19 protein-coding genes are annotated in these 21124 nt (G+C 40.4%); 10 read left to right on the forward strand and 9 right to left on the reverse strand.

The window, feature by feature from the left end; translation table 11 throughout:
* Nucleotides 1-242 precede the first annotated feature (242 nt).
* Genes KXV15_RS00740 through KXV15_RS00755 form a run of 4 tightly spaced genes read left to right on the forward strand, consistent with a single transcriptional unit; the run spans nucleotide 243 to nucleotide 6652 of the window.
* On the forward strand, nucleotides 243-2372 hold the full coding sequence (locus KXV15_RS00740) for a site-specific DNA-methyltransferase (protein WP_240006241.1): 2130 nt from the start codon (nucleotides 243-245) through the stop codon (nucleotides 2370-2372).
* A gap of 3 nt (nucleotides 2373-2375) precedes the next feature.
* Nucleotides 2376-4961, forward strand: coding sequence for a DEAD/DEAH box helicase (locus KXV15_RS00745; RefSeq protein WP_240006242.1), 2586 nt, complete (start codon nucleotides 2376-2378; stop codon nucleotides 4959-4961).
* A gap of 16 nt (nucleotides 4962-4977) precedes the next feature.
* A complete protein-coding gene (locus KXV15_RS00750) occupies nucleotides 4978-5619 on the forward strand; it encodes a hypothetical protein (protein WP_240006243.1) in 642 nt (213 codons plus the stop codon).
* Nucleotides 5609-6652, forward strand: a complete 1044-nt coding sequence (locus KXV15_RS00755; RefSeq protein ID WP_240006244.1) for a phosphoadenosine phosphosulfate reductase domain-containing protein — start codon at nucleotides 5609-5611, stop codon at nucleotides 6650-6652. The genes KXV15_RS00750 and KXV15_RS00755 overlap by 11 nt, the downstream gene beginning before the upstream one ends.
* Before the next feature lie 285 nt (nucleotides 6653-6937).
* On the opposite strand, the gene KXV15_RS00760 is transcribed toward KXV15_RS00755, so the two are convergent.
* From KXV15_RS00760 to KXV15_RS00785, 6 genes are all read right to left on the reverse strand, one after another.
* Complete coding sequence (locus KXV15_RS00760; protein WP_240006245.1) at nucleotides 6938-8161, reverse strand: AAA family ATPase; 1224 nt, start codon at nucleotides 8159-8161, stop codon at nucleotides 6938-6940.
* A complete protein-coding gene (locus KXV15_RS00765) occupies nucleotides 8151-9062 on the reverse strand; it encodes a toprim domain-containing protein (RefSeq protein WP_240006246.1) in 912 nt (303 codons plus the stop codon). Before KXV15_RS00765 ends, KXV15_RS00760 begins: the two co-directional genes overlap by 11 nt.
* The gene (locus KXV15_RS00770; RefSeq protein WP_240006247.1) at nucleotides 9050-9559 is read right to left on the reverse strand and encodes a hypothetical protein; all 510 of its coding nucleotides are present in this window, start codon (nucleotides 9557-9559) and stop codon (nucleotides 9050-9052) included. The genes KXV15_RS00765 and KXV15_RS00770 overlap by 13 nt, the downstream gene beginning before the upstream one ends.
* Complete coding sequence (locus tag KXV15_RS00775) at nucleotides 9559-9738, reverse strand: helix-turn-helix transcriptional regulator (protein ID WP_240006248.1); 180 nt, start codon at nucleotides 9736-9738, stop codon at nucleotides 9559-9561. The genes KXV15_RS00770 and KXV15_RS00775 overlap by 1 nt, the downstream gene beginning before the upstream one ends.
* A gap of 87 nt (nucleotides 9739-9825) precedes the next feature.
* Entirely contained in the window at nucleotides 9826-10851 is a 1026-nt protein-coding gene (locus KXV15_RS00780; protein WP_240006249.1) for a hypothetical protein, read from the reverse strand.
* The gene (locus KXV15_RS00785) at nucleotides 10841-12064 is read right to left on the reverse strand and encodes a tyrosine-type recombinase/integrase (RefSeq protein ID WP_240006250.1); all 1224 of its coding nucleotides are present in this window, start codon (nucleotides 12062-12064) and stop codon (nucleotides 10841-10843) included. The genes KXV15_RS00780 and KXV15_RS00785 overlap by 11 nt, the downstream gene beginning before the upstream one ends.
* Before the next feature lie 305 nt (nucleotides 12065-12369).
* On the opposite strand from KXV15_RS00785, the gene KXV15_RS00790 reads away from it, so the two are divergent.
* Nucleotides 12370-14517: a DEAD/DEAH box helicase gene (locus KXV15_RS00790; protein WP_240006251.1), complete on the forward strand. Its 2148-nt coding sequence runs from the start codon at nucleotides 12370-12372 to the stop codon at nucleotides 14515-14517.
* Nucleotides 14510-15211 (forward strand): DUF2290 domain-containing protein, encoded by a 702-nt coding sequence (locus KXV15_RS00795; protein WP_240006252.1) that lies wholly within the window; start codon nucleotides 14510-14512, stop codon nucleotides 15209-15211. The genes KXV15_RS00790 and KXV15_RS00795 overlap by 8 nt, the downstream gene beginning before the upstream one ends.
* A gap of 95 nt (nucleotides 15212-15306) precedes the next feature.
* Here the strand turns inward: KXV15_RS00795 and KXV15_RS00800 are convergent, their stop codons facing one another.
* Complete coding sequence (locus tag KXV15_RS00800; protein ID WP_240006253.1) at nucleotides 15307-15582, reverse strand: hypothetical protein; 276 nt, start codon at nucleotides 15580-15582, stop codon at nucleotides 15307-15309.
* Between the two features lie 157 nt (nucleotides 15583-15739).
* Between KXV15_RS00800 and KXV15_RS00805 the strand changes: the two genes are divergently transcribed.
* The 4 genes from KXV15_RS00805 to KXV15_RS00820 all read left to right on the forward strand — a co-directional run bounded on the left by KXV15_RS00805 (nucleotide 15740) and on the right by KXV15_RS00820 (nucleotide 19162).
* The gene (locus KXV15_RS00805) at nucleotides 15740-16294 is read left to right on the forward strand and encodes a dihydrofolate reductase (protein ID WP_240006254.1); all 555 of its coding nucleotides are present in this window, start codon (nucleotides 15740-15742) and stop codon (nucleotides 16292-16294) included.
* A gap of 96 nt (nucleotides 16295-16390) precedes the next feature.
* Nucleotides 16391-17617 (forward strand): FtsH protease activity modulator HflK, encoded by a 1227-nt coding sequence (gene hflK, locus KXV15_RS00810; RefSeq protein ID WP_240006255.1) that lies wholly within the window; start codon nucleotides 16391-16393, stop codon nucleotides 17615-17617.
* Nucleotides 17617-18423 carry a protease modulator HflC gene (gene hflC / locus KXV15_RS00815; RefSeq protein ID WP_240006256.1) on the forward strand — a complete coding sequence of 269 codons (807 nt, stop codon included), beginning with the start codon at nucleotides 17617-17619 and terminating at the stop codon, nucleotides 18421-18423. Before hflK ends, hflC begins: the two co-directional genes overlap by 1 nt.
* 118 nt (nucleotides 18424-18541) lie before the next feature.
* On the forward strand, nucleotides 18542-19162 hold the full coding sequence (locus tag KXV15_RS00820) for a trimeric intracellular cation channel family protein (protein WP_240006257.1): 621 nt from the start codon (nucleotides 18542-18544) through the stop codon (nucleotides 19160-19162).
* Nucleotides 19163-19343: 181 nt separating this feature from the next.
* Here the strand turns inward: KXV15_RS00820 and KXV15_RS00825 are convergent, their stop codons facing one another.
* Together KXV15_RS00825 and KXV15_RS00830 are read right to left on the reverse strand one after the other, a co-directional pair.
* Entirely contained in the window at nucleotides 19344-20258 is a 915-nt protein-coding gene (locus KXV15_RS00825; RefSeq protein WP_240006258.1) for an electron transfer flavoprotein subunit alpha/FixB family protein, read from the reverse strand.
* Entirely contained in the window at nucleotides 20258-21004 is a 747-nt protein-coding gene (locus KXV15_RS00830; RefSeq protein ID WP_240006259.1) for an electron transfer flavoprotein subunit beta/FixA family protein, read from the reverse strand. Before KXV15_RS00830 ends, KXV15_RS00825 begins: the two co-directional genes overlap by 1 nt.
* Nucleotides 21005-21124: the final 120 nt, after the last annotated feature.

Below are 21124 nucleotides of genomic sequence, written 5' to 3' on the forward strand. Positions count from 1 at the left end.
TTACCTTTGATTGAATTACGTTATTCATATTTGTTGATTACTTTCAAAACAAGTATTTTTATTTGTCAGTTATGTTCAAATATTTAGGGAAATGAATTGGTATTTTTGAACCATGCCCAAGCCGAAATCAGCATTAGACTTTGCAGAAAAGGTATAGTCTCATCTCGGCTTGTCAGTTATTGTAAAGGTAAAAACGGAGTGTCGAAGAATATGTGTGTTTTATCAAATGTGCGGAGGGGAAATTGTCCCGACTAACTGATTTAATAGCACAGGCAAAAGCAAAAGACCCTAAACTTGGACAAGAATTGGAGAGGGAGTTTAAAACTCTATCCTCCCGTCGCTCGTTCGGTCTAAATTTTGAAAGACATAAGCCCGAAAATGTTGAGCTTCCAGGGCGACCGGTTCGCAAGGGTGACAAGGTTCGAATATTGCCACCTCGCGGCACCACCGGCAAAGGCGATCAACGACTTTGGAAGGTTACAAAAATTGAAAACTTAGATGGTCAAAAGTTTGGCCAAATTGAATTGCTTGAAGGGCCTGAAAAGGAAAGCCAAAGGGTGAACACCTTGGACTTGGTGGTTGTCGCTGAATTTATGGATTATATTTACCCTGGTCTTGTAAGCACTGGAAAAGTTGAGCGTGGCGGGGAAAAACCTTATCACACGGTTATTAATGGTGAAAACTTCCATGCTTTAGAGGCACTTACTTTCACGCATCGCGGCAAAATTGACGTCATCTATATTGATCCGCCATATAATACAGGTGCGAAGGATTGGAAATATAATAACGATTACGTCGAATCTGAAGATATTTACAGACATTCTAAATGGTTAGCCTTTATGGAGCGCCGTTTGCAAATCTCACGCCAACTAATTAATCATACTAACGGAGTATTATTAGTAACTATTGACGAAAAGGAATACTTGCGCCTTGGAATGCTGCTTGAACAAATTTTTACTGACGCAAGAATTCAAATGATTTCCACGGTAATCAAACCCGGCGGAGTGAGTAGGGATGGATTTTTTGCTAGGTCTGTAGAGTATATTTTTATAGTTATGTTTGGAACAGCTTCACCTGTGGGATTACAGCTTAGCGAAGAATGGGGGGCAAAAAAGCAGAAAACGTCTGGGGATGTATTATATTGGAATACACTTTGGCGAAGCGGCTCTAGCCCTCAAAGAGAAGGCCATGCAGATACTTTCTATCCAATTTTTGTAGATTTAAGAGACGGAACTATTTCAAGTATAGGTGACCCAATTGGGGAAGGAACAGATAGAAAATCTATTAATCCACCCAACGGAACAATTTCAGTGTGGCCAATAAGAAATGATGGATCTGAAGGACGATGGCAACTTGCATCTCCAACAGCTAGGATCGCTTTAAGCAAAGGTTATATTAGGATTGGTAAATTAACAGGTGAGAAGACTAGAATTTACTATTTGGCTAGGGGTGAGCAGAGAAGAATAGAAGAAGGAACGATTTCGATAGTTGGTAGGCGTCACGATGGTTCAGTAATTGGGGGTTTTGAAAACAAAAGCAGGGATTTTATTCCGACTGACTCATGGTCAATAGCAAGTCATGATGCAACTCGCCATGGCTCTATTATGCTAAATTCGCTATTACCCAAGAGAGCATTTCCATTTCCGAAATCGCTGTATGCGGTTGAAGATGTTTTAAGGTTTTTTGTCGCTCAACATTATACCTCAACTATCTTAGATTTTTTTGCTGGGTCAGGAACAACGGCGCATGCTGTAATGAGATTAAATAAACAGGATGGCGGCAAGAGAAAAAGTATTTTAATCACTAATAACGAAGTTGCCTCAACTGAACAAAGAAATTTGCGCGAACTTGGCTTAAGACCTGGAGACCCAGAATGGGAAAAGTGGGGAATTTGCGACTATATCACTAAGCCCCGAATTGAGGCCGCGATAAAAGGAAGAACCCCAGAAGGTGATGAAATAAAAGGGGATTACAAATTCACAGATGAATTCCCAATGTCTGATGGCTTTGAAGAAAATGCCGAGTTTTTCACATTAGCCTATGAAACCCCAGTTTCGGTTAGCCACAACCGAGCATTTGAAAGAATAGCGCCGCTTCTTTGGATGCGCGCCGGAAGCGAAGGAAGACGAATTCAAAAAATTCCACCAAATGGTTGGGACTTAGCCGATACTTACGGTCTACTTATAGATTTGGACAAGTCTTCTCAATTCTGTGAAGCTATTGAAAGCAAAAATACAATTCGAATTGCATATGTGGTTACAGATGATGAAAGACGCTTCCAATCAATCGTGCGCCAATTACCCAAGAATGTTGAGCCAGTTAGGCTTTATGAATCCTATTTAACCAACTTCCGCTTCTCGATGGGGCGTTAAAATATGAAATTTACACTAAAAGATTACCAAGAAGATGCCGTTAAAGAAGTACTTGAAAGATTGCGAAAAGCAAAAAAGAGATGGCACGAAGACAATGACAAAAGCGCATTCTCTTTAACCGCAACCACCGGTGCCGGTAAAACTGTTATGGCCGCCGCTGTCTTTGAAGCTCTCTTCTTTGGAAGCGATGATTATAATTTTGAGCCGGACCCAGGCGCGGTGGTGATTTGGTTCAGTGATGATCCATCACTAAATGTTCAATCATTGTGGCGTTTACAAGAAGCTTCGGACAAACTAACTGTTTCGGATCTTGTGACAATTGAAAACTCCTTTAATCGGGATAGCCTTGAACCTGGCAAAGTTTATTTCTTGAATACCCAAAAACTGGGAAAGAATAGCTTGTTAGTTCGTGGCCATAATTCTGGAGAAGATTTAGATGATCCACAAATGCGCATTATGCCAGATATGCGCGCCTATACAATTTGGGACATAATTCAAAATACTATTGAAGACCCTTCTCTAACTTTGTATCTGGTACTAGACGAAGCGCATCGCGGTATGAAAGATGGCAAGTCAAGCAGTGTTGACGGAAAGCAGACAATTGTTAAGCAATTAATTAACGGCTCTGGCTCGGTGCCAGGAATTCCAATCGTTTGGGGTGTCTCTGCCACAGTTGATAGGTTTAATAAAGCAATGGACGGGGCCAAGAATAGGGACACTCTTTCAAATGTAGTTGTAGATTCGAAGAAAGTTCAAGATTCAGGCCTTTTGAAGGATACGATAATCTTGGATGTTCCAGATGAAGTCGGCGATTTTTCAACTGTTCTTTTGCGTCGTGGGACAGACAAATTGCGGGAAATTTCTGAAGCGTGGGAATCTTATGCCAAAGAACAAAATGAAGCATCAATCGTTCAGCCCTTGATGGTCTTACAGGTACCAAATTCGCCAGATAGCAAACAAATTGGGGAAGCACTTGACATTATTTTTGATCGCTGGCCAGTATTAAATACTGATTGCGTAGCAAATGTTTTTGGCGAACATAAAACAGAGATTTTTGGCGGCCATTCTGTAAGATATATTTCACCTGAACGCGTACAAGAATCAAACTGGATAAGGATTCTAATTGCCAAAGACGCAATTAGCACCGGCTGGGATTGTCCGCGTGCGGAGGTAATGGTTTCGTTTAGACCAGCAAACGACAAAACTCATATAACACAATTGCTAGGCCGTATGGTTAGGACACCGCTTGCGCGGAGGATCCCGGGCAATGAACGGTTGAACTCTGTTGATTGCTTGCTGCCACGTTTCAACAAACAAACCGTTGAGGAAGTTGTTAATTCACTTATGGTTGGTGGCGAAAGCGGCGATGATCTTCAAATTCGTCGAGTTTTGGTAAATCCGCAAGAAATGAAACCAAATCCAAATGTACCTGAAGCCGTTTGGGAAAAGCTATTGTCATTGCCTTCCCAAACTTTGCCTAAAAAGCTTTCTCGTCCGGTGAAGAGGTTAACTATTCTCGCTCACGAACTTGCCGCCGATAAATTGCTTGAGGATGCTGGCAAAAAGGCACATAAATTATTGCATGAATTCTTAGACAACGCGAGGCGCATATATGCTGAAGATTTAACCGTTGCGCGCAAATCTGTATTAATAGTGGAGGGAAAAGCCTTAAGAACTGATCTTCAGTCTAATAAAAAGACATTTGATGATTTTGTTGAAGAAGCAGACTATGTTGTAATTGAAGACGCATATAAGCGCGCAGGTCGAATTATCAGCCCGGATCTTGCCCTTACATACAGTGATCATTTGGCATCCGAGCTTTCCATTGACGACGAAGAAGCACTAATTGAAGCACATACAATTGTTGCAGCGGTGGGTCTTGTACCGAAAATTGCTGATTTATTAGACAAAGAAGCGGAAACGATAGCAAATACATGGCTGTCTAAATATAAGGATGCGATCAAAAAGCTAAAAGATGACCGACAAGAAATTTATAGACAAATCAGGGAAATGAGCGCCCAGCCTTTGGACGTAGATATTGCAAAGCCTAATATTTGGATACAACCGACAAAAGCAATTGAACCAGGTGGCATTGAACGCGAACTTACCAAGTTTGAAAGGCACTTAATGTGCGACGAAAGCGGACTATTCCCGGCGATAATGAATGGCTGGGAGGAAAAAGTAATTTTATCTGAGCTAAAAAAACCAGGAACAATTGCTTGGTATCGAAACCCAGACAGGGCAAGTCAAGATTCTCTGGGTATCGTTTATGAAGAAGATGACGGTCAGAAAATTATGCGACCTGACTTTGTTTTCTTTAGCAAGCTTTCAGATGGTAGTATTGTTGCCGATATAATAGATCCGCATGGCGTTCACCTAGCTGACGCGCTTCCCAAATTACGAGGGTTTGCTAATTATGCTTCAATTAATTTTGATTTGTTCCGTAAGCTCGAGGCTGTCGCAGAAGTTGATGGTAAGTTTCGTTCTTTGGATATGAAATGCGAAAGCACTAGAGAAGCGATAAAGAATTCTAAATCTGCAAAGGTATTATTCTCTTGTGAATTGGCTAAGTATTATAATACTAACTAATAATTGGAGTACCGAAATGGAGCAATCTTTGTTAAACTGGCTGCGTTTCATCACACCGGGCATTATCATTTTATTATATTGGGCCCTTACAGGACAGTTTTTGCAGACTTGGCAACCTTCCTGGCCGCAGACAATGGAACAATGGAAGGCTCCCCCCATACACATTTTTATTGCGATGGCATACTATGCCTTTTCACCGAGAAACGAAGCTAATAAGGCGTATTTCAATAAAGTTACCGAAAATCTAAGAGCGGGTTTGATTAAAATTTCTGGACGCAAACTAGCAGACGAAGGCTATGAATGGAATAAGGTTAGAAGCATATTTTTTCATTTCATTGACGAAGATAAGTCACTTTCAAATAAGGCGAAGAACGCATACTTCAATGGCTGGGTTTGGACCAGCCTCGCGGATCTTAGAGCGATATCAGCGATATATGCATTCTTATTCTTCATCGCAATGTTAATACTACAGTCAAAGGAGACCATTGAATTATTTGCAATATCAATTTTAACAGCCTTATTTTCTATTCCAGCCTCTAGATCAGTGACAGAAAGGCACATTGAAATCGGTATTCAACAGCTGGAAATAATTGAACTCAAATATTCAGACAAATTGAAAGAACTATTTAAGAAGCTAGAAGAAAAGAATGGTAATTAACGCCATCGAAATGACAAGGGATGCCCTCGAAAGAAACTCTAACTCTCACTGGGTAATTGGATTTTCTGGAGGGAAGGATTCTTCCGCCCTGTTGAAAATATTTACTGCAGCGATGAAGACGGCTAAATCATTGCCAAGTCAAATAGATATTATATACTGCGACACGGGTGTGGAAAATCCCGTTTTGGACATTTACGTTAAGTCCTTATTCAAGAACCTTGTTGATGAATTCGATACCCTTAATTTCCCCGTAAAATTCCACATATTAAAATCAAACATAAATGAGCGGTTCTTTGTACGCGTTATTGGGCGCGGTTACCCAACACCTACAAATAATTTCAGATGGTGCACTAAGGGCCTTAGAATAAATCCAGTTTCACGTCACATTAAGGCGGCGGCTAAAGATGATGCAATTGTGTTGATTGGACTGAGAAAAGGTGAAAGTAAGCAAAGGGATAGGTCTCTAAAGAATTCTGAAGAGGGTAATTGGCAATTTCAAAGAGAAGGAAATACGAGGTATCGAATTTTCCTTCCGATATTAGACTTTAGCGTTGAAGACGTATGGGATGTAATTTTCATGCCAGGCTTTCCAAAATCTCTAGATGCAAAAAAACTTGAGTTGATCTACAGAGGAGCTTCGGGCGAGTGTCCTATAATAAAAGCTCCGAATTCTGCTCCTTGCGGTTCTGGCAGATTCGGATGTTGGGTTTGCACAGTTGTTAGGAAAGATAAATCAGCAATTTCTTTGATTGAGTCCGGCCACATTGAGCTCCTACCATTTTTAAGTTTTCGAAACTGGATATCTGAATTTAGAAACGATTTGAGTATGAGGTGGGGTGTAAGGAGAAATGGATCTATAGGTCCTGGGCCTTTTTCAATTGAGGCTCGAAAACTAATTTTTAAAAAAGTAAGAGAGTTAGAAGAATTAACTGGTAATATTATTATTGATAAAGAAGAAACCCAAGAAATACATAGACTGTGGGCGTTAGATGACGAAGTGAATAATAATAGTAAATATCAAATTCTGCCCTGATTTTCAATTTTATATTGCCCCAAGAATAAAAGAAAAACATACAGTGTTAAGCATTGTAATAGACGCTTATAGAGCAAAAACGAAATAGTTGTTTATCGGGGGTCTCCGCGCCCGCCCCTCGAACGAAAAATTCGGGGAAGTACCTTAAGCCAAATACCTTATTCAGATATATATATTAACAGATAAAGTGCGCCGCGCCACTGCCACACCCTTATATAAATAAGGGGGTGTGGCGCAGTGTCGGCATTTGGATTTGCGCCATTGCGCCACCATTTGCGCCACTTGCTAAACTATGCTTGGCGCATTTTTAACCCTTACAAATTCCTTTTCATGTCGGCGGTGGTCAATTTCATTATATTTTTCCAAAATTTCTGAATTAATTGCCTCATCTATGAGCTTTCGAATGAAATGTTTATCGTCCCTGTTACCTAATTCCTTTTTTAATAATTCAGAAATTGGGATTCCAATCCAATCTTTGGCTTGGCTATTATATCGCCATTTTCCATTTTTCAGAATGGGGATTAATTCCACCCATTGTTCATCTGACATGATTTCTTGAAATACATCTATTGCTTCAAAGTTTTGAGCAACCGCCACTCCCATGCTTTCAATCTCCTGATTTGCGTTTTCAAAAAATTCAGATTCCAATTTGAAATATTTCTTCTTTGATGATTTAGCCGCAAAATTCGACTTCACTTCTGTAATTGTTACATATTGTGCAATCTCTTCATATTTGATTCCAAATCTTTCACCATCCGCATTTGATAAATTATTCAGAACCCACGCCGCGCGAACCGCCCCAATAAAGGAACTCGCCCCTCGCGCACCTTCAAAGCCAACCGCTTCGCCGCGCGACTTTCCCGAATGATGTACAAGCAACACAGCGCAATTTGCTTCTACCGCAATTTTTGCAAATAGTTTTACGACAATATCAATTGCATTATTGTCATTCTCATTCACTCTATGAAACGAAATGAACGGATCGAATATTGCCACATCAATCTTCATTTCTTTCAATTGGCTAATTATGCTTTGAATCTCTGTTTCATTTTCAACAAATTTCGAACCAGATTCAGACCATGCGCATTTAAGACTGTTTTCCAATCCCGAATTTATGAAAAATTGTCCTTCTAATTCTTTTGGATTTAATTCATTCTTCTTGCAAAAGGCATGAATCCGCCTTTGCAGATTATCCTTTGAATCTTCGCCATTAAATAGCCAAACCCTTGATTTCTGCTTCACCGTGTCAAAATAAAAGCTCTCACCAAAGGCTAAGCAAATGCCCATTCCAAGCGCAATCATTGACTTGCCCTGTCCAGCCGCGCCAATTAATGCAGAAACCGTCCCACGTTGCAAGAAATTCCCATAAACCCATTGAATTGGCGGCAATTCGCAATATTCAGAATGTAAAAAGCCCTCAATCTTAATTGGCAACTTTTGCGCTTCGCCCGATAAGGTAAACAATGGCAATTTCTGCAATCCATCAAGCGTAATTGAATCAAATGTCATAAGGATTTTCCCCTATTCTTTGAATAAAATCGTTCAAATCTTCTTTCTGAATTGGTGAAATTAGTGAATTCACATTCACGCCTCTCGCTTTCATTTTTATTGCAAGTTTTGTGAAAGCGCGAATTCCTGCGACATCATTATCCACCGCCACTATAATATCTTTAATTTGGGGCGGTGGGGTAAAGTTTGCTAGATTCCCAGCATCGCCACACGCCCAAACAGGCAGCCTCTCCAGCCCCTTTAAACGCCTTATAGAAAGCGTTGTTTCAATCCCTTCACCAATACCAAGGAAAGTGTCATTTGGTGCAAGCATTGTGATTTGAATTGCCGAATTTGCCTTATTCGAACCTTTCACATAAACCTTCCCCAATTCGCCCTTTTTGAAGCGAACTAAATGGGTGAACATGATTGCAGAGATATTATTTGACCCTAATTGCCTAAACGCCGCCCCGATAGCTGGAACTTGTTTGCCTTTGATATTTGCGTTTTCAAAGAATTTAATTGAATCGCAATTTGTCGGCAATTCAATTCCCCTCATTTTGAAATAATAATCGCCTTGGCTATTCAATTCAATTTTTCTGCCACTATCCCATAATTTATCAAAATCAACTACTGGAATTTCTTCCGCTTCTTCATTAATTTTATCGTCTTGAGCCTCTAGCAAAGCGGCATAGGAAATAGCTTCATTAAGTTCCTCAACAATTCCGGCCTTAATTAATAATTGTGGAAGCCCACCGCCTTCTTGCAATTCATGGTCAAACCACTCACAAGTCGCCGTATTTAGAACTTTTGAACCTTTAGAGCCAAATCTAAGCTCACGACGATTTGATTGGCGGTGGTTTACTTCCCCAAGAGCCAATTGGGCGATTTCTTCGACATAATTTAGATTTAAACAGGGCATTCGCTCCCCCAAACATGATGAGGAAGAGGAATAAAATCTCCAGCTTTACGGATTTCAAAATTGTAATCGGGCTTGGAGTGGTTTCGTGATTTTTTTACCCATTCGAAGCACGACAATCCCATGAGCATTTCGCAATTCAACCAGTTCTTTACCAAATGAACAATTTGAAACCCATTTCCGTCCAATTCAAAACATGATACTTTGCCATCCAAGCCAAGACAACTAATTGAGCTAAGAATGTCATATTTGAGATCTTTGACTTCAAAGTTAAAGTTGTTTGATTCAATTGTAAGAACAAATGCGCACTCGTTTTTGCGTAATTTCATCCCTATGATTGCGGATTTCGAAATCGGTTCTTTGGCAAAGTCATAATTTTCATTTTTCCAATTGTCAGAACTAGGCTTTAAATCGTATCTTCGAAGCCATAAGAGCGGCAATTCGGACTTCGCCAAAGAAATCAAGCGTGAAGTTTCGTTTTCTAAAGAATCTACAAACATTAGTTTCCTCCCTTAACAGGAAAGGAATTCAACCAATTTGTAAGCTCAGATTCTCTGACCCTTGAAGCTTTTCCGATTTTATGAATTTTAATTTCGCCACGCTTGGCAGCGCGATAAATTGTCGAACGTGAAATTTGAAACAGGCTACAAACCTGATTTATTTGAAGTAAGTTTTCCATATTGTTCTCCTCAGAGCTTTCAAGAAGCTAAGAAGAACATAAAGCCTCAAATTATTCGACTTTCGAAGTCGTGACGATTTCGGATAATTACTCGCCTCTTTTCAATGCTTTAATTAGATTTATTTTTGCAGTCTCAAGATTAATTTCTTTAGCCGCTTTACTCAATCCAATCCGCTCATTTTCATCAAATTTTTTAATATGGTCATTAATCGTGCTAGTAGGAATCATGTACCACTTCTTCTTTTTACCAGAAGCACTAGGCTTTTGAGGCGTGAAAATTTCGCGCAATCTATTCTTTAAATTGGAATCGTTTTTACACAATTCCGCAAAATTAAAATCAATCTGCTTTGCCAAGTCATTATCTGATTTGAATTTTATGCCGGAAGAGTAAGCATAAATCATGGCCGCTCTCATTAGGCTCTTTTGCTTTTCTTCTTTGTCCAACTTAGCCTGATCCATACCTGATTTTCGCGCAAAATTTGCTTTTGCATTTGTAACAGCATTTGCAATCAATTCTACTTTGGACTTACCCATGTAAATTTTTTGAGATTTATTTTCAATTTTGGCTATCAATTGCCCCAGCAACATCCAATCACGACCTGAGAATTTTCCGTAATTATTTTTTATGAATCTCAATTGTTGTTTTGCGCTTGTAACATCATAGGTTATTCCCTCATCAAATTGCGAATTCAAGAAGCTCTCTACTTCTTCCATCTCGTCCAAATCTGACATTAAATTCCTCTTATTAAAGGGGAAATTCACAAAGTACTGCCATATAGTCAATTCTTCAAAATTTGAAGAAGGCGCATTATTGTCATTAGACAACATGGGAGTATCAAAAATTGGATCGTATTCACAACAAACTAATGCCGCTTTCCACCTTGTTTCATCTTCTATATCGAAGAATATTTTGTAATTTAGCGATATTACATGCCCTTTAAAAACCTTTTCAATTTTAAAATCTTTTGATTGTTCTACACTAGATTTGCATTCAGTGTGACTATCAAGTTCTTTTTCCAAATCCCCCAATACAGTATCCCAAAAATCTGACTTTTCCCTCCAAGTTGCAGATTTTAATTCTTTTGCCGTAGCTTTATAGTTATTATTTTCCATTGGCTTTCTTTCTTACCAACTTAACAACATTTGCACCCTTACCTTCGCAATAGCTCGCCCATGCGTTCATCATTTCTCGCCGCTTCTCAAGCATATTGCCGCGCCGATACGCCCTTTCGGCGTGGTTCTTGATTGTGTGAGCAAGTGCCATTTCTGCCAAATCGCCGTCAAATTGGGTTTCGTTTGCAATCCAATCTCTAAATGTAGATCGGAAGCCATGAATGGTTACATCAAAGCCCCATTCTTGAATTGAATCGGTTAGGATATTGTCGCTTAGCTCCAAATTTGCACTATTACCATGAAACACTAGATCGCAGTCTTTATGAATTTGCATTTTCTTCGCTTCTTCAAAAGCCGCCTTTGCTTGCTTTGATAAAGGAACTTTATGTTCTGTTTTGGCTTTCATTCTTTCGGCTGGAATTGTCCAAACATCATTTTCAAAATCAAATTCAGACCACCGCGCTCCACGAATTTCGCCACTCCTTGCGGCGGTTAGGATTAAGGCTTGAATAGCCAATGCAGCTACACCTCTCTTAGACTTTACAACTTTCAAGCATTTTGAAATTTCAGAATATTGTAAAGCCGCGTGATGCTTTGGCTTATGCGATACTTTTGGCAAAGCCTTATCAATTGCGCCCATTGGCAAAGCGTGTTCACGATAACCACGCCCCACCGCCCAATCAACAATAGCTTTAATTCTTTGCTTAATGCGCTTTGCGGTGACGTGCTTTTCAACCCAAAGGCTTGCCAATGCATCAACAACATATTCATGCTTTAATTGGTCAATTTTTGTATTGCCAATTTTAGGGAAAATATATCGCTTTAAGTCGTTAATCCATTGGTTCTTATGTTTGTCATTCTTAAAAGTTGGCGAAAGTTGTTCAAATGTTTTGTAAGCCGCTTCCTCAAAAGTTAGCATTTGGTGTTTTTTGCGTTTTTCCAATATCGGATCGAGGCCATTCAAGATTTCTTTCTTCTTTTGAATAACCAAAGCCCTTGCATCGCTTAAAGTTACAATTGGATAGCTACCAAGGCCGATATTATACTCCCTGCCATCCTTTACGGTACGCAAAACCCACGAAGCCTTACCCTTTGCCCCAAAAACCAATCTGAGGCCGTCACCGTCTATTAAAACACGTTTCCCTTTGGAAGTTTCAATTTGCCTTGTGCTTAATTTACCCACCGCAAAACCTTTACCCATATTTTTACCCATATATGAGTGAGATTTAGGGCAATGTCAAGACACAAAATGACACACAAAATCCAGCAATATTCCTTTATTTATAGTTATTATACGAAACAAAGAGACACCATGAAAGACAAACTCTTCCCAGACTCTCTGTCCGCCATTTATTTGATGCAAGTTATTGAATTTCCTTGATATTATAAAACTTAGCCCAAAGCGTTCCAGCTTTTATTCCATCCTATAGTTAGTAAAGAGCTTTGGCTTTTAAAACCAAATAGTTTGCCTTTTGTTTTCTTATATTCTAGAAAAATAATAGTACAGGAAATATGCGAATGGCTTTAAAAAGAATAATTACAACTGATAGATGGAATAATGACCCAACCTCAAGGGAGATAGTTGATTACTTAAGCGATAATCAAAATATCCTTAACCTCGAGAATGCGTTAGTATATTATGATTTCCCATCTTATTCAGATTATGAATCAAGCGTATTTAGACCAGACTTATTGATATTTTCACCTGAACATGGAATATTGGCAATTAGATGCTATGATCCGGGGATTTTCCAAAGATCAAACGAAACAATTGTTCAAGTTGATGAGTCTTTGGATGACTTTATCAGTAGCCTATACTCTAAATTCATTAAGAGCAGAATACTTAAGAAATCAAGCCAAACCATTATTTTTAATATTCTGCCAATTATTTTCGCTAAAAACACTACAAATGATGTGGTTGCTGCACAAGATATAACCTCAAAAATCTGTTCTAGTTTTGAAAACATTAAATCCATATTAGATGAATTACATGCTGTTGAACTTTCACCGGAGGTATGCAAGGAAGTTAGATCAATTGTTGAAGGCGCGAAGGCGCTCGGAAAGCCCAATAAGAGAGTTATAGAAAACCCGGCGAATTCACCTTTTGCTGTTGCAGTCGATAAAATTGAACAAGAAATTGCTAACTTTGACGAAAAACAACGGCATATTGCTTTAATTGATATCAAAGGCCCAGCACGAATTCGCGGATTAGCCGGTTCAGGAAAAACCGTGATTTTGGCAATGAAGGCGGCTCATCTTCATCTAGTTTACCCTGAAAAAAAAATACTTTTTACCTTCTACACTAAAAGCCTTAGAAGCACGATCAAGTCTTTCATTACAAAATTTTTCCGAATATACTCGGATAGCGACCCAAATTGGAAGAAAATTGAAATAAGACACGGCTGGGGTGGCTCCAACATAGCGGGCGTTTATTCAGATGCATGCAGACGCGCGGGAATTCAAATTCTGAACTTGGATATGGCTCGAAGAATAGCAAAAGTGGGTGAATCAGAATTCGCAGCAGCATGTAAAAACCTTTTAAGCTCTAATAAAGTTGAAGAATATTATGACTATGTACTTATTGATGAAGGGCAAGATTTCCCCGATGCATTCTATCAACTTGCTTACAAACTTACAAAAGGGGAAAGGGACAAAAAAAATATTATTTGGGCTTATGATGAACTTCAAGATATTTTAAATGTAAAAATTCGCCAGCCTAGCGAATTATTCGGTAGAGATCCCAATGGTCAGCCAATAGTAGATCTAGATAGATCGAGGGGCAACTTGCCACCAGGTGCGACTAATGACGCAGTGCTAAGCAAATCATACAGAAACCAAAAAGATGTCTTAGTCTCATCTCATGCATTAGGTTTTGGAGTTTATGGTGAAATTGTTCAGATGCTTGAAAGTTCTGAACATTGGGAAGATGTGGGCTATAATGTTCTGACTGGTCCATTAAAAATAGGTAAACCAGTCGATGTTTTCAGGCCAGATGAAAATAGCCCAACTAATATTGGTAAAATTGGTGACGCAGAAATAATAGAAACATATACAGCAGCTAATATCGGAGATGAAATTAATTATGTTACCGAACAGATTAAAAAATTCGTCTCAGGCGGCCTTTATGCCCACGAAATAATCGTTATTTGCTTGGACGATCGCCATGCTAAACATTACCTATCAGGAGTCTCCGCGAGTTTGGCTAAAAATGGAATAGCCTCTAACAATATTATTGCCGATCCTTATAACGAGCCACCATTTATAATAAACGAAAAAGTCACGCTCTCCACGGTTTATCGAGCAAAAGGCAATGAGGCAGCACTAGTATTTGCAGTAGGAATTGACGCGATAAACGGTAAAGCCAGATCTGGACGGAACAAACTATTCACTGCATTTACAAGAACAAAAGGATGGTTAAGAGCGTCAGGAATAGGATTGCCAGCGAATAAATTGCTTGATGAACTTAAACAAGCATTATTGAACTCACCAAATATAAGGTTTGTGATGCCTGATCCAAGTGCAATTGATACTATTCAGCGAGGTCTAAGCAAAAAGGAAATAACCGCAAAAAAAGCAATTGAGCGCATGATAAACGATTTAAGAACTGCCGGTTTTACAGAAGCCGAAATATCTGAGCAATTCACTAAAGGTATGAAAAATGAATAGGCAAGATTTAATTGCTGAAATTAGATACGTTTGGGATGTAATAAGCCAAATGAAGATTGACTTAAGTTTTTCCAATCCCATCCCTTTAGTCGCCAGCGAAAAATTTAAAGAAGTTTCTCGGGATCGATCAAGCAGCTATGAGAGAATATACTTAGTAGGTTTAAAAAATTCAGAGTATAATATCTTGCTTGCGGATCACTCTTATTTCCAGTTTGGATTTGCTGGCCAAAACTCCCTAAGATTCGCATACTACCCAAATCCTTTTTTTAGCCTGTCGGAAGCCAATTCGGAAATGCTAAAAGAGCTCGAATACTATCTTGAAGAAGGCATTGTTTCTTATGAAGATTATTTAATGAAACTTAGCGAGCTTCGAAATGGTAATCATGCTCCGTACCTTAGATTTGATTATTCGGCCGCAGAGTATAAAAAATTGTCACATCCCGCAGCACATTTGCACCTTGGAAATCATTTTGAAAATAGGTGGCCAACACGGAAAATCCTTACTCCAAAGGCATTCGCATTAATAATTCTCAAGCACTTCTACTCCAATTATTGGGAAGACATTAAAACTGTTTCAATCTTAGGAGTTCCTCATGAGCTAAATGCTCTTTTAGCAAGGTGCAAAATGGACTGTTCGATTGTTCCTATTGAATTCTTCGACGCAGATGAGGAAAACCAATTTCATTTAGCTTAGGTTACTAGAAAATGGTTACGCATAAAATTTTACGCAAATCGCCTTTAATTGGCTGCATATAAATAGCGAATTGGTTATGCACCGAGTTACACAAATTATATTAAACTGAGCAGCTTAACTTCCAGCTTCGCTAATTCTTCATCACTTATGAGTTCTAAAATTCTTAAATCATCCACTGATTTTTCGTCCGAGCATGCAACCTTCTTTTCAAGATACCCCAATAATTTAGCCTTGCCCATAATAGCTGATATAGCAGCATTAAAATGAATAATTTTATTATACATGGCCTTAACTCTGGTTTCTTCAAGTTGATCGGCAATGTCTCCAATTGTTATACCGACCAATTCCACTAACCCTACCTGAATTTTCACCACTCAACACCATTTGGTTATATTTTTGATAATCTACTTGTCAACTCTCTGTCCGCCATTAATTAATAACGCAATTTAATTGCTAAGCCTGCATTTTGCGGCAGAATATATAATTACCTTCTTCCCCGCTTTTGCAAATCCTTGTAAAGCCCTCATTATGACAAAAACCCCAATACTTTCTATTATCGTTGCGCGCACCAAAAACCATTGCATTGGCATTAATGGTGATTTGCCGTTTCATTTGCGTTCGGATTTGCAAAATTTCAAAAAGCTAACTTCTGGCAAGCCAATAATTATGGGGCGCAAGACGTTTCAATCATTGCCAAAATTATTGCCAAATCGCACCCATATTGTGATAAGTCGAGACTATAATTTTAAGGCAGCTTCGGGTGTCAATAGCGCGGTTTTGGTATTCTCAAACCTTGTTACCGCCACCGCAGCCGCACGCGCCATTGCCAGTGAAAATGGCCTTGATGAGGTTTTTGTAATTGGCGGTGGTGAAATTTATAATCAGGCGCAATCACTTGCCGATAAAATCTACCTTACCGAGGCAGATTGCGAAATTGGCGGCGATACGTTTTTTGAAATCAATGATGAAAGCGCATGGGAAACCATAGAAACCACGCACTTTGCTGCCACAGAGCATGATCAATTCCCATTTGACATTAAAATTATGGTTCGCAAACCAATCAATGGCGGAAAAACCACTTAAAAACTTGAACTTTGTGCAAAAAGTCCCTTTATATAAAAGAATTGAAAAGAATTATGGCGTAGGCACATAATTAATTTTTTAAATAAGGGAAAAATAATGTCTGATGACAATGGTTCGGATGATAAGAATCCGAATAGTGAAAAGCCAAACAGCCCCCCGAAGCCATCAAGCCCTTGGGGTAAGCCACAAGACACAAGCAATAATGGGAATGAACCCGTAAAGGGTCCTTGGGGGCAATACCCAAATAACCGTCCAAATAATTCGCAAAACAACCCAAACAATCCTTGGGGCAATGGCGGAAATGGCCAACAATCACAAAATCTTGATGACCTTGCTAAACGCGTAGAAGATAAAATTCGCGGCATGTTTGGCAATGGCGCAGGTGGTGGTGGCAATAATCCGCCGCAATCATATTCAAGTGGTGGCAATGTTGATGGTCGCGTGTTTGGCTATATTGGCATTGGTATTTTCGCATTATGGCTGGCATCAGGTATTTATAAGGTTGACGCCGGTGAACAGGCGATCGTTACCCGATTTGGGCAATATGTTCGTATCGCTGGTGATGGTCTTAATTACCGTCTTCCATCCCCGATTGAGCGGCACACAATTGTTAATGTGCAAAAGGTAAACACCCTTACAGTTGGTGCAGATGGTGATGAAAATTCCACCAATGGCCTTATGCTTACGGGTGATGAAAATATCGTCAATGTTGGTTTCCAAGTTTTCTGGCGCGTAAATAATGCACCAGATTTTGTGTTTAATGTTGCACACGGCCCCGACAATAATGGCAATGCCGACCAAACCATTAACGCAGTTGCCGAAGCGGCAATGCGCGAGGTTGTTGGTCGTTCGCAGCTTGAAAAAGTTTTGACAACAGGCCGTTCACAGGTTGAACAACAAACCAAAGAACTAATTCAAAAAACGCTTGATCAATATCAATCAGGTATTGTGATTACACAGGTGAATTTGCGCCGTTCCGAGCCGCCTTCATCGGTTGTTGATGCTTTCCGACAAGTTGCGGCGGCATCACAAGAGGCCGAAACCAAGGTTAACCAAGCCACAACCTATCGCAACTCTGTTGTGCCACAGGCACAAGGTGAGGCGGCACGGTTTAACCAGCTTTATCAGGAATATAAATTGGCGCCCGATGTGACACGCCAAAGGATTTATCTTGAAACCATGGAAAAAATTTACGAGCGGGCAAATAAAATCATTATCGATGAAAAGGCCGGCAACGGCACGATGATGGTTTTACCGCAAGATCTTCTTAAACCTGCGGCACCAAAAGATGCACAAAATGCAAACAATGGAGGGAATAAATAATGAATAAATCTTCTTTATTATTTGCGCTTCCGATTGCGGCAATTGCGGCGGCAACCTCGCTTTTTGTTGTGCCACAAACAAAACAGGCCTTGGTTTTGCAATTCGGGCAACCAAAACGCATCATCAACCAAGATGGTCTTGACCCCGGTCTAAAAATTCGGGTGCCAATCACCGAAAACGTTGTTCTATTTGAACGCCGCATTCTTGACTTGCAGCCTAATAGCAAATCAGAAATCGTAACAGCCGACCAAGAACGTCTTGAAGTTAATTCATTCGTGCGCTGGCGCATTACCGATCCGTTGCGCTTTTATCAACGTGTAAGAACTGAAACCGTGGCACGCGCACGACTTGAAAGTTTGCTTGAGGCATCAATGCGTAATGTTTTGGGCTCATCGTCTTCAAGTGATATTATCTCTGGTCGTCGTGCGGCATTAATGGCGGAAATCAAACGCGTAATGAATGTTGAGGCGCGTGATTGGGGCCTTGTGATTGTGGATGTTAAAATCCGTGCTGCCGATTTGCCACAAGCAAACGAAGAACGTGTATTCCAACGTATGCGTTCTGAACGTGAACAGGCCGCAGCACAAGTTCGTGCCAATGGTGACCGTAAGGCACAAGAGGTTCGCGGTGCCGCCGACCAAGAACGTGCAAAAATCCTTGCCGATGCCTATAATCAAGACCCTGATTTTGCGGCATTCTACCGTTCTATGCAGGCATATGATAAGGCATTCCCAGAAGGCACAAATATTGTCATAAGCCCAGATAGCGATTTCTTTAGATATTTTAAATCGCGCAAAGGGCAATAGGTTTGCCAAAATTTCAATGAATAAAGGCTCGCACCATCTGCGGGCCTTTTTTCTAGAAAGCATACCCTCAACATGTTATAACTTAATGGGTGCAATTGTGGCTGCGGGAAAAATCTGAATGACGGATTTAAAAGACATATTTTTTACTCTTGATTTGGTGGGCACATTTATTTTTGCGGCAACCGGTGCATTGGTTGCGGCGCGAAAAAAGCACGACATAATAACCTTTGGCTTCTTTGCTTGTGTTACTGGTATCGGTGGCGGCACACTTCGCGATTTGCTGATTGATGTACCAGTTTTTTGGATTCACCAACCCGCCTATATTGCCACATGTTTAATTTCAGCATTATTGGTCTGGCTGTTTGGTAGTGGCGTATTTAAGTTTGATATTATTATTTGGCTTGATGCGGCTGGTATGGCGGCATTTTCGGTCGTTGGCGCATCAAAGGCACTGGCAAATGGGGTATCACCACTTAATGCAGTAATAATGGGCGTCATCACCTGCGTCTTTGGTGGGGTAATACGTGACGTATTGGCAGGGCAGCAAAACATGCTTTTGCGCCGCGAGATTTATATTACCGCCGCATTATTGGGATCGACCGTTTTTGTTGGGCTTTATTCATTGCATATTGGGTTCTGGCTTGCCGCAATTCCAGCAGTATTATTGGCATTCTGGTTGCGCGGCTCGGCAATTGTATTTGGTTGGCAATTACCAGGCTTTGGCAAAAAACACGAATAAAATAAAAGGCTTGGATATTTTTACATCCAAGCCTTTTGAAATATGTGCTAATAAAATGCCTATCTCATTACTACATATCAGTATATGACCGCGATGAGATAGGAAAAGTGTGAAGCGGTTTTCCGCAAATCGAAGAGCAAATTTGCCCGAACGAAGCGAGGAATCGCAAATTTTTAATCACTTATAGCGCGCCCATCAATTCAGGAACGGCATCTTTATAATCAGCAACCAAACCAAAATCCGCAACCGCGAAAATTGGTGCATCTGGATCTTTGTTAATTGCCACGATGGTTTTTGAATCTTTCATACCAGCAAGGTGTTGAATTGCGCCAGAAATACCAACCGCAACATACAATTCAGGGGCAACAACTTTACCAGTTTGGCCAACCTGATAATCGTTTGGCGCATAGCCGGCGTCAACCGCCGCACGTGATGCACCAACAGCGGCACCAAGTTTATCAGCCAATGGCACGATAACTTTGTTGAATTCTTCTTCTGAACCCAATGCACGACCACCCGAAACCACACGTTTCGCACCCTGAAGCTCAGGACGGTCTGATTTCACCATTTCTTCAGAAACAAAGGTTGCGCTATGTGCAGGTGCAGCCGGTGTAATAGTTTCCACCGCAGCCGAACCACCATTTTCTGCCGCCGCAAATGAAGTGGTACGAACAGTGATGATTTTTTTTGCATCAGAGGTTTCAACGCTTTCCAACGCATTGCCCGCATAGATTGGGCGGGTGAAAGCATTTGGTGCATTTACCGCAATTACATCTGAAATAAAGGCGCAATCAAGTTTTGCCGCAAGACGAGGTGCCGCATTTTTGCCCGCCGCACCCGCAATGAAGATAATTGCTTCATACGCATCAGCAAGCGGTAGGATTGTTGCCTCAATCGCTTCGGCGATATCTTTTGAAAGGGCTTCAGAAGACGCACTCAAAACCTTGGTTACGCCAGTGATTTTTGCCGCACCTTCTGCATCAGCAGTTGTTAAAACATGAACATCAGAAGAAATTGCCAATGCCGCAGTAACCGCTTTATTGGTTGAATCTTTTACATGAACGCCATCAGTTTCCGCATATACTAAAACAGTCATTAGATTACCCCTGCGTCTTTAAGTTTTGCCACTAATTCACCCACTGATTCCACCTTGATACCGGCAGAGCGTTTAGGAGGTTCGGTTACTTTGGTAACTTTCAAATGTGGCGCAAGGTCAACACCGTATGCAGATGCTTCTTTGATATCAATCGGCTTTTTCTTGGCTTTCATGATGTTTGGCAACGATGCAAAACGTGGCTCGTTAAGGCGAAGGTCAACCGTAATGATTGCAGGAAGTGCAACTTCGAGGGTTTGCAAACCGCCGTCAACTTCACGGGTTACTTTGGCCTTGCCGCCTTCAACCACAACTTCTGACGCAAATGTTGCTTGTGGAAGGTCAAGAAGTGCTGCAAGCATTTGACCTGTTGCGTTATTATCGCCGTCAATTGCCTGTTTACCCATAATAACCGCATCTGGTTTTTCTTCTTCAAAAACCGCTTTAAGCAATTTCGCAACTGCCAAAGGTTCAGGATCAACATCGGTAGTTAGAAGAATTGCGCGATCTGCACCCATTGCAAGAGCAGTCCTTAAGGTTTCTTGCGCTGGGGTAACACCAATAGAAACAGCCACAACCTCGGTCGCGATGCCTTTTTCTTTTAGGCGAACCGCCTCTTCAACCGCGATTTCGCAAAATGGGTTCATGCTCATTTTAACATTGGCAAGATCAACACCGGTTTCATCGGTTTTAACCCTAACTTTAACATTATAGTCGATAACCCTTTTGACGGGCACTAAAATTTTCATCCTCAACTCCCGAGTTTTGATACGTTAGTACCGTTTTAATAACAATTAAAAGCCATTTGGCAATGTTTTTTTTTGTTGCGGTGCATAAATTATACAAAACAGCGTTTTATCTGGTGCTAA

Origin of the sequence: Pseudaquidulcibacter saccharophilus, from assembly GCF_019455445.1 — a bacterium.
Taxonomy (GTDB): Bacteria; Pseudomonadota; Alphaproteobacteria; order Caulobacterales; family Aquidulcibacteraceae; genus Pseudaquidulcibacter; species Pseudaquidulcibacter saccharophilus.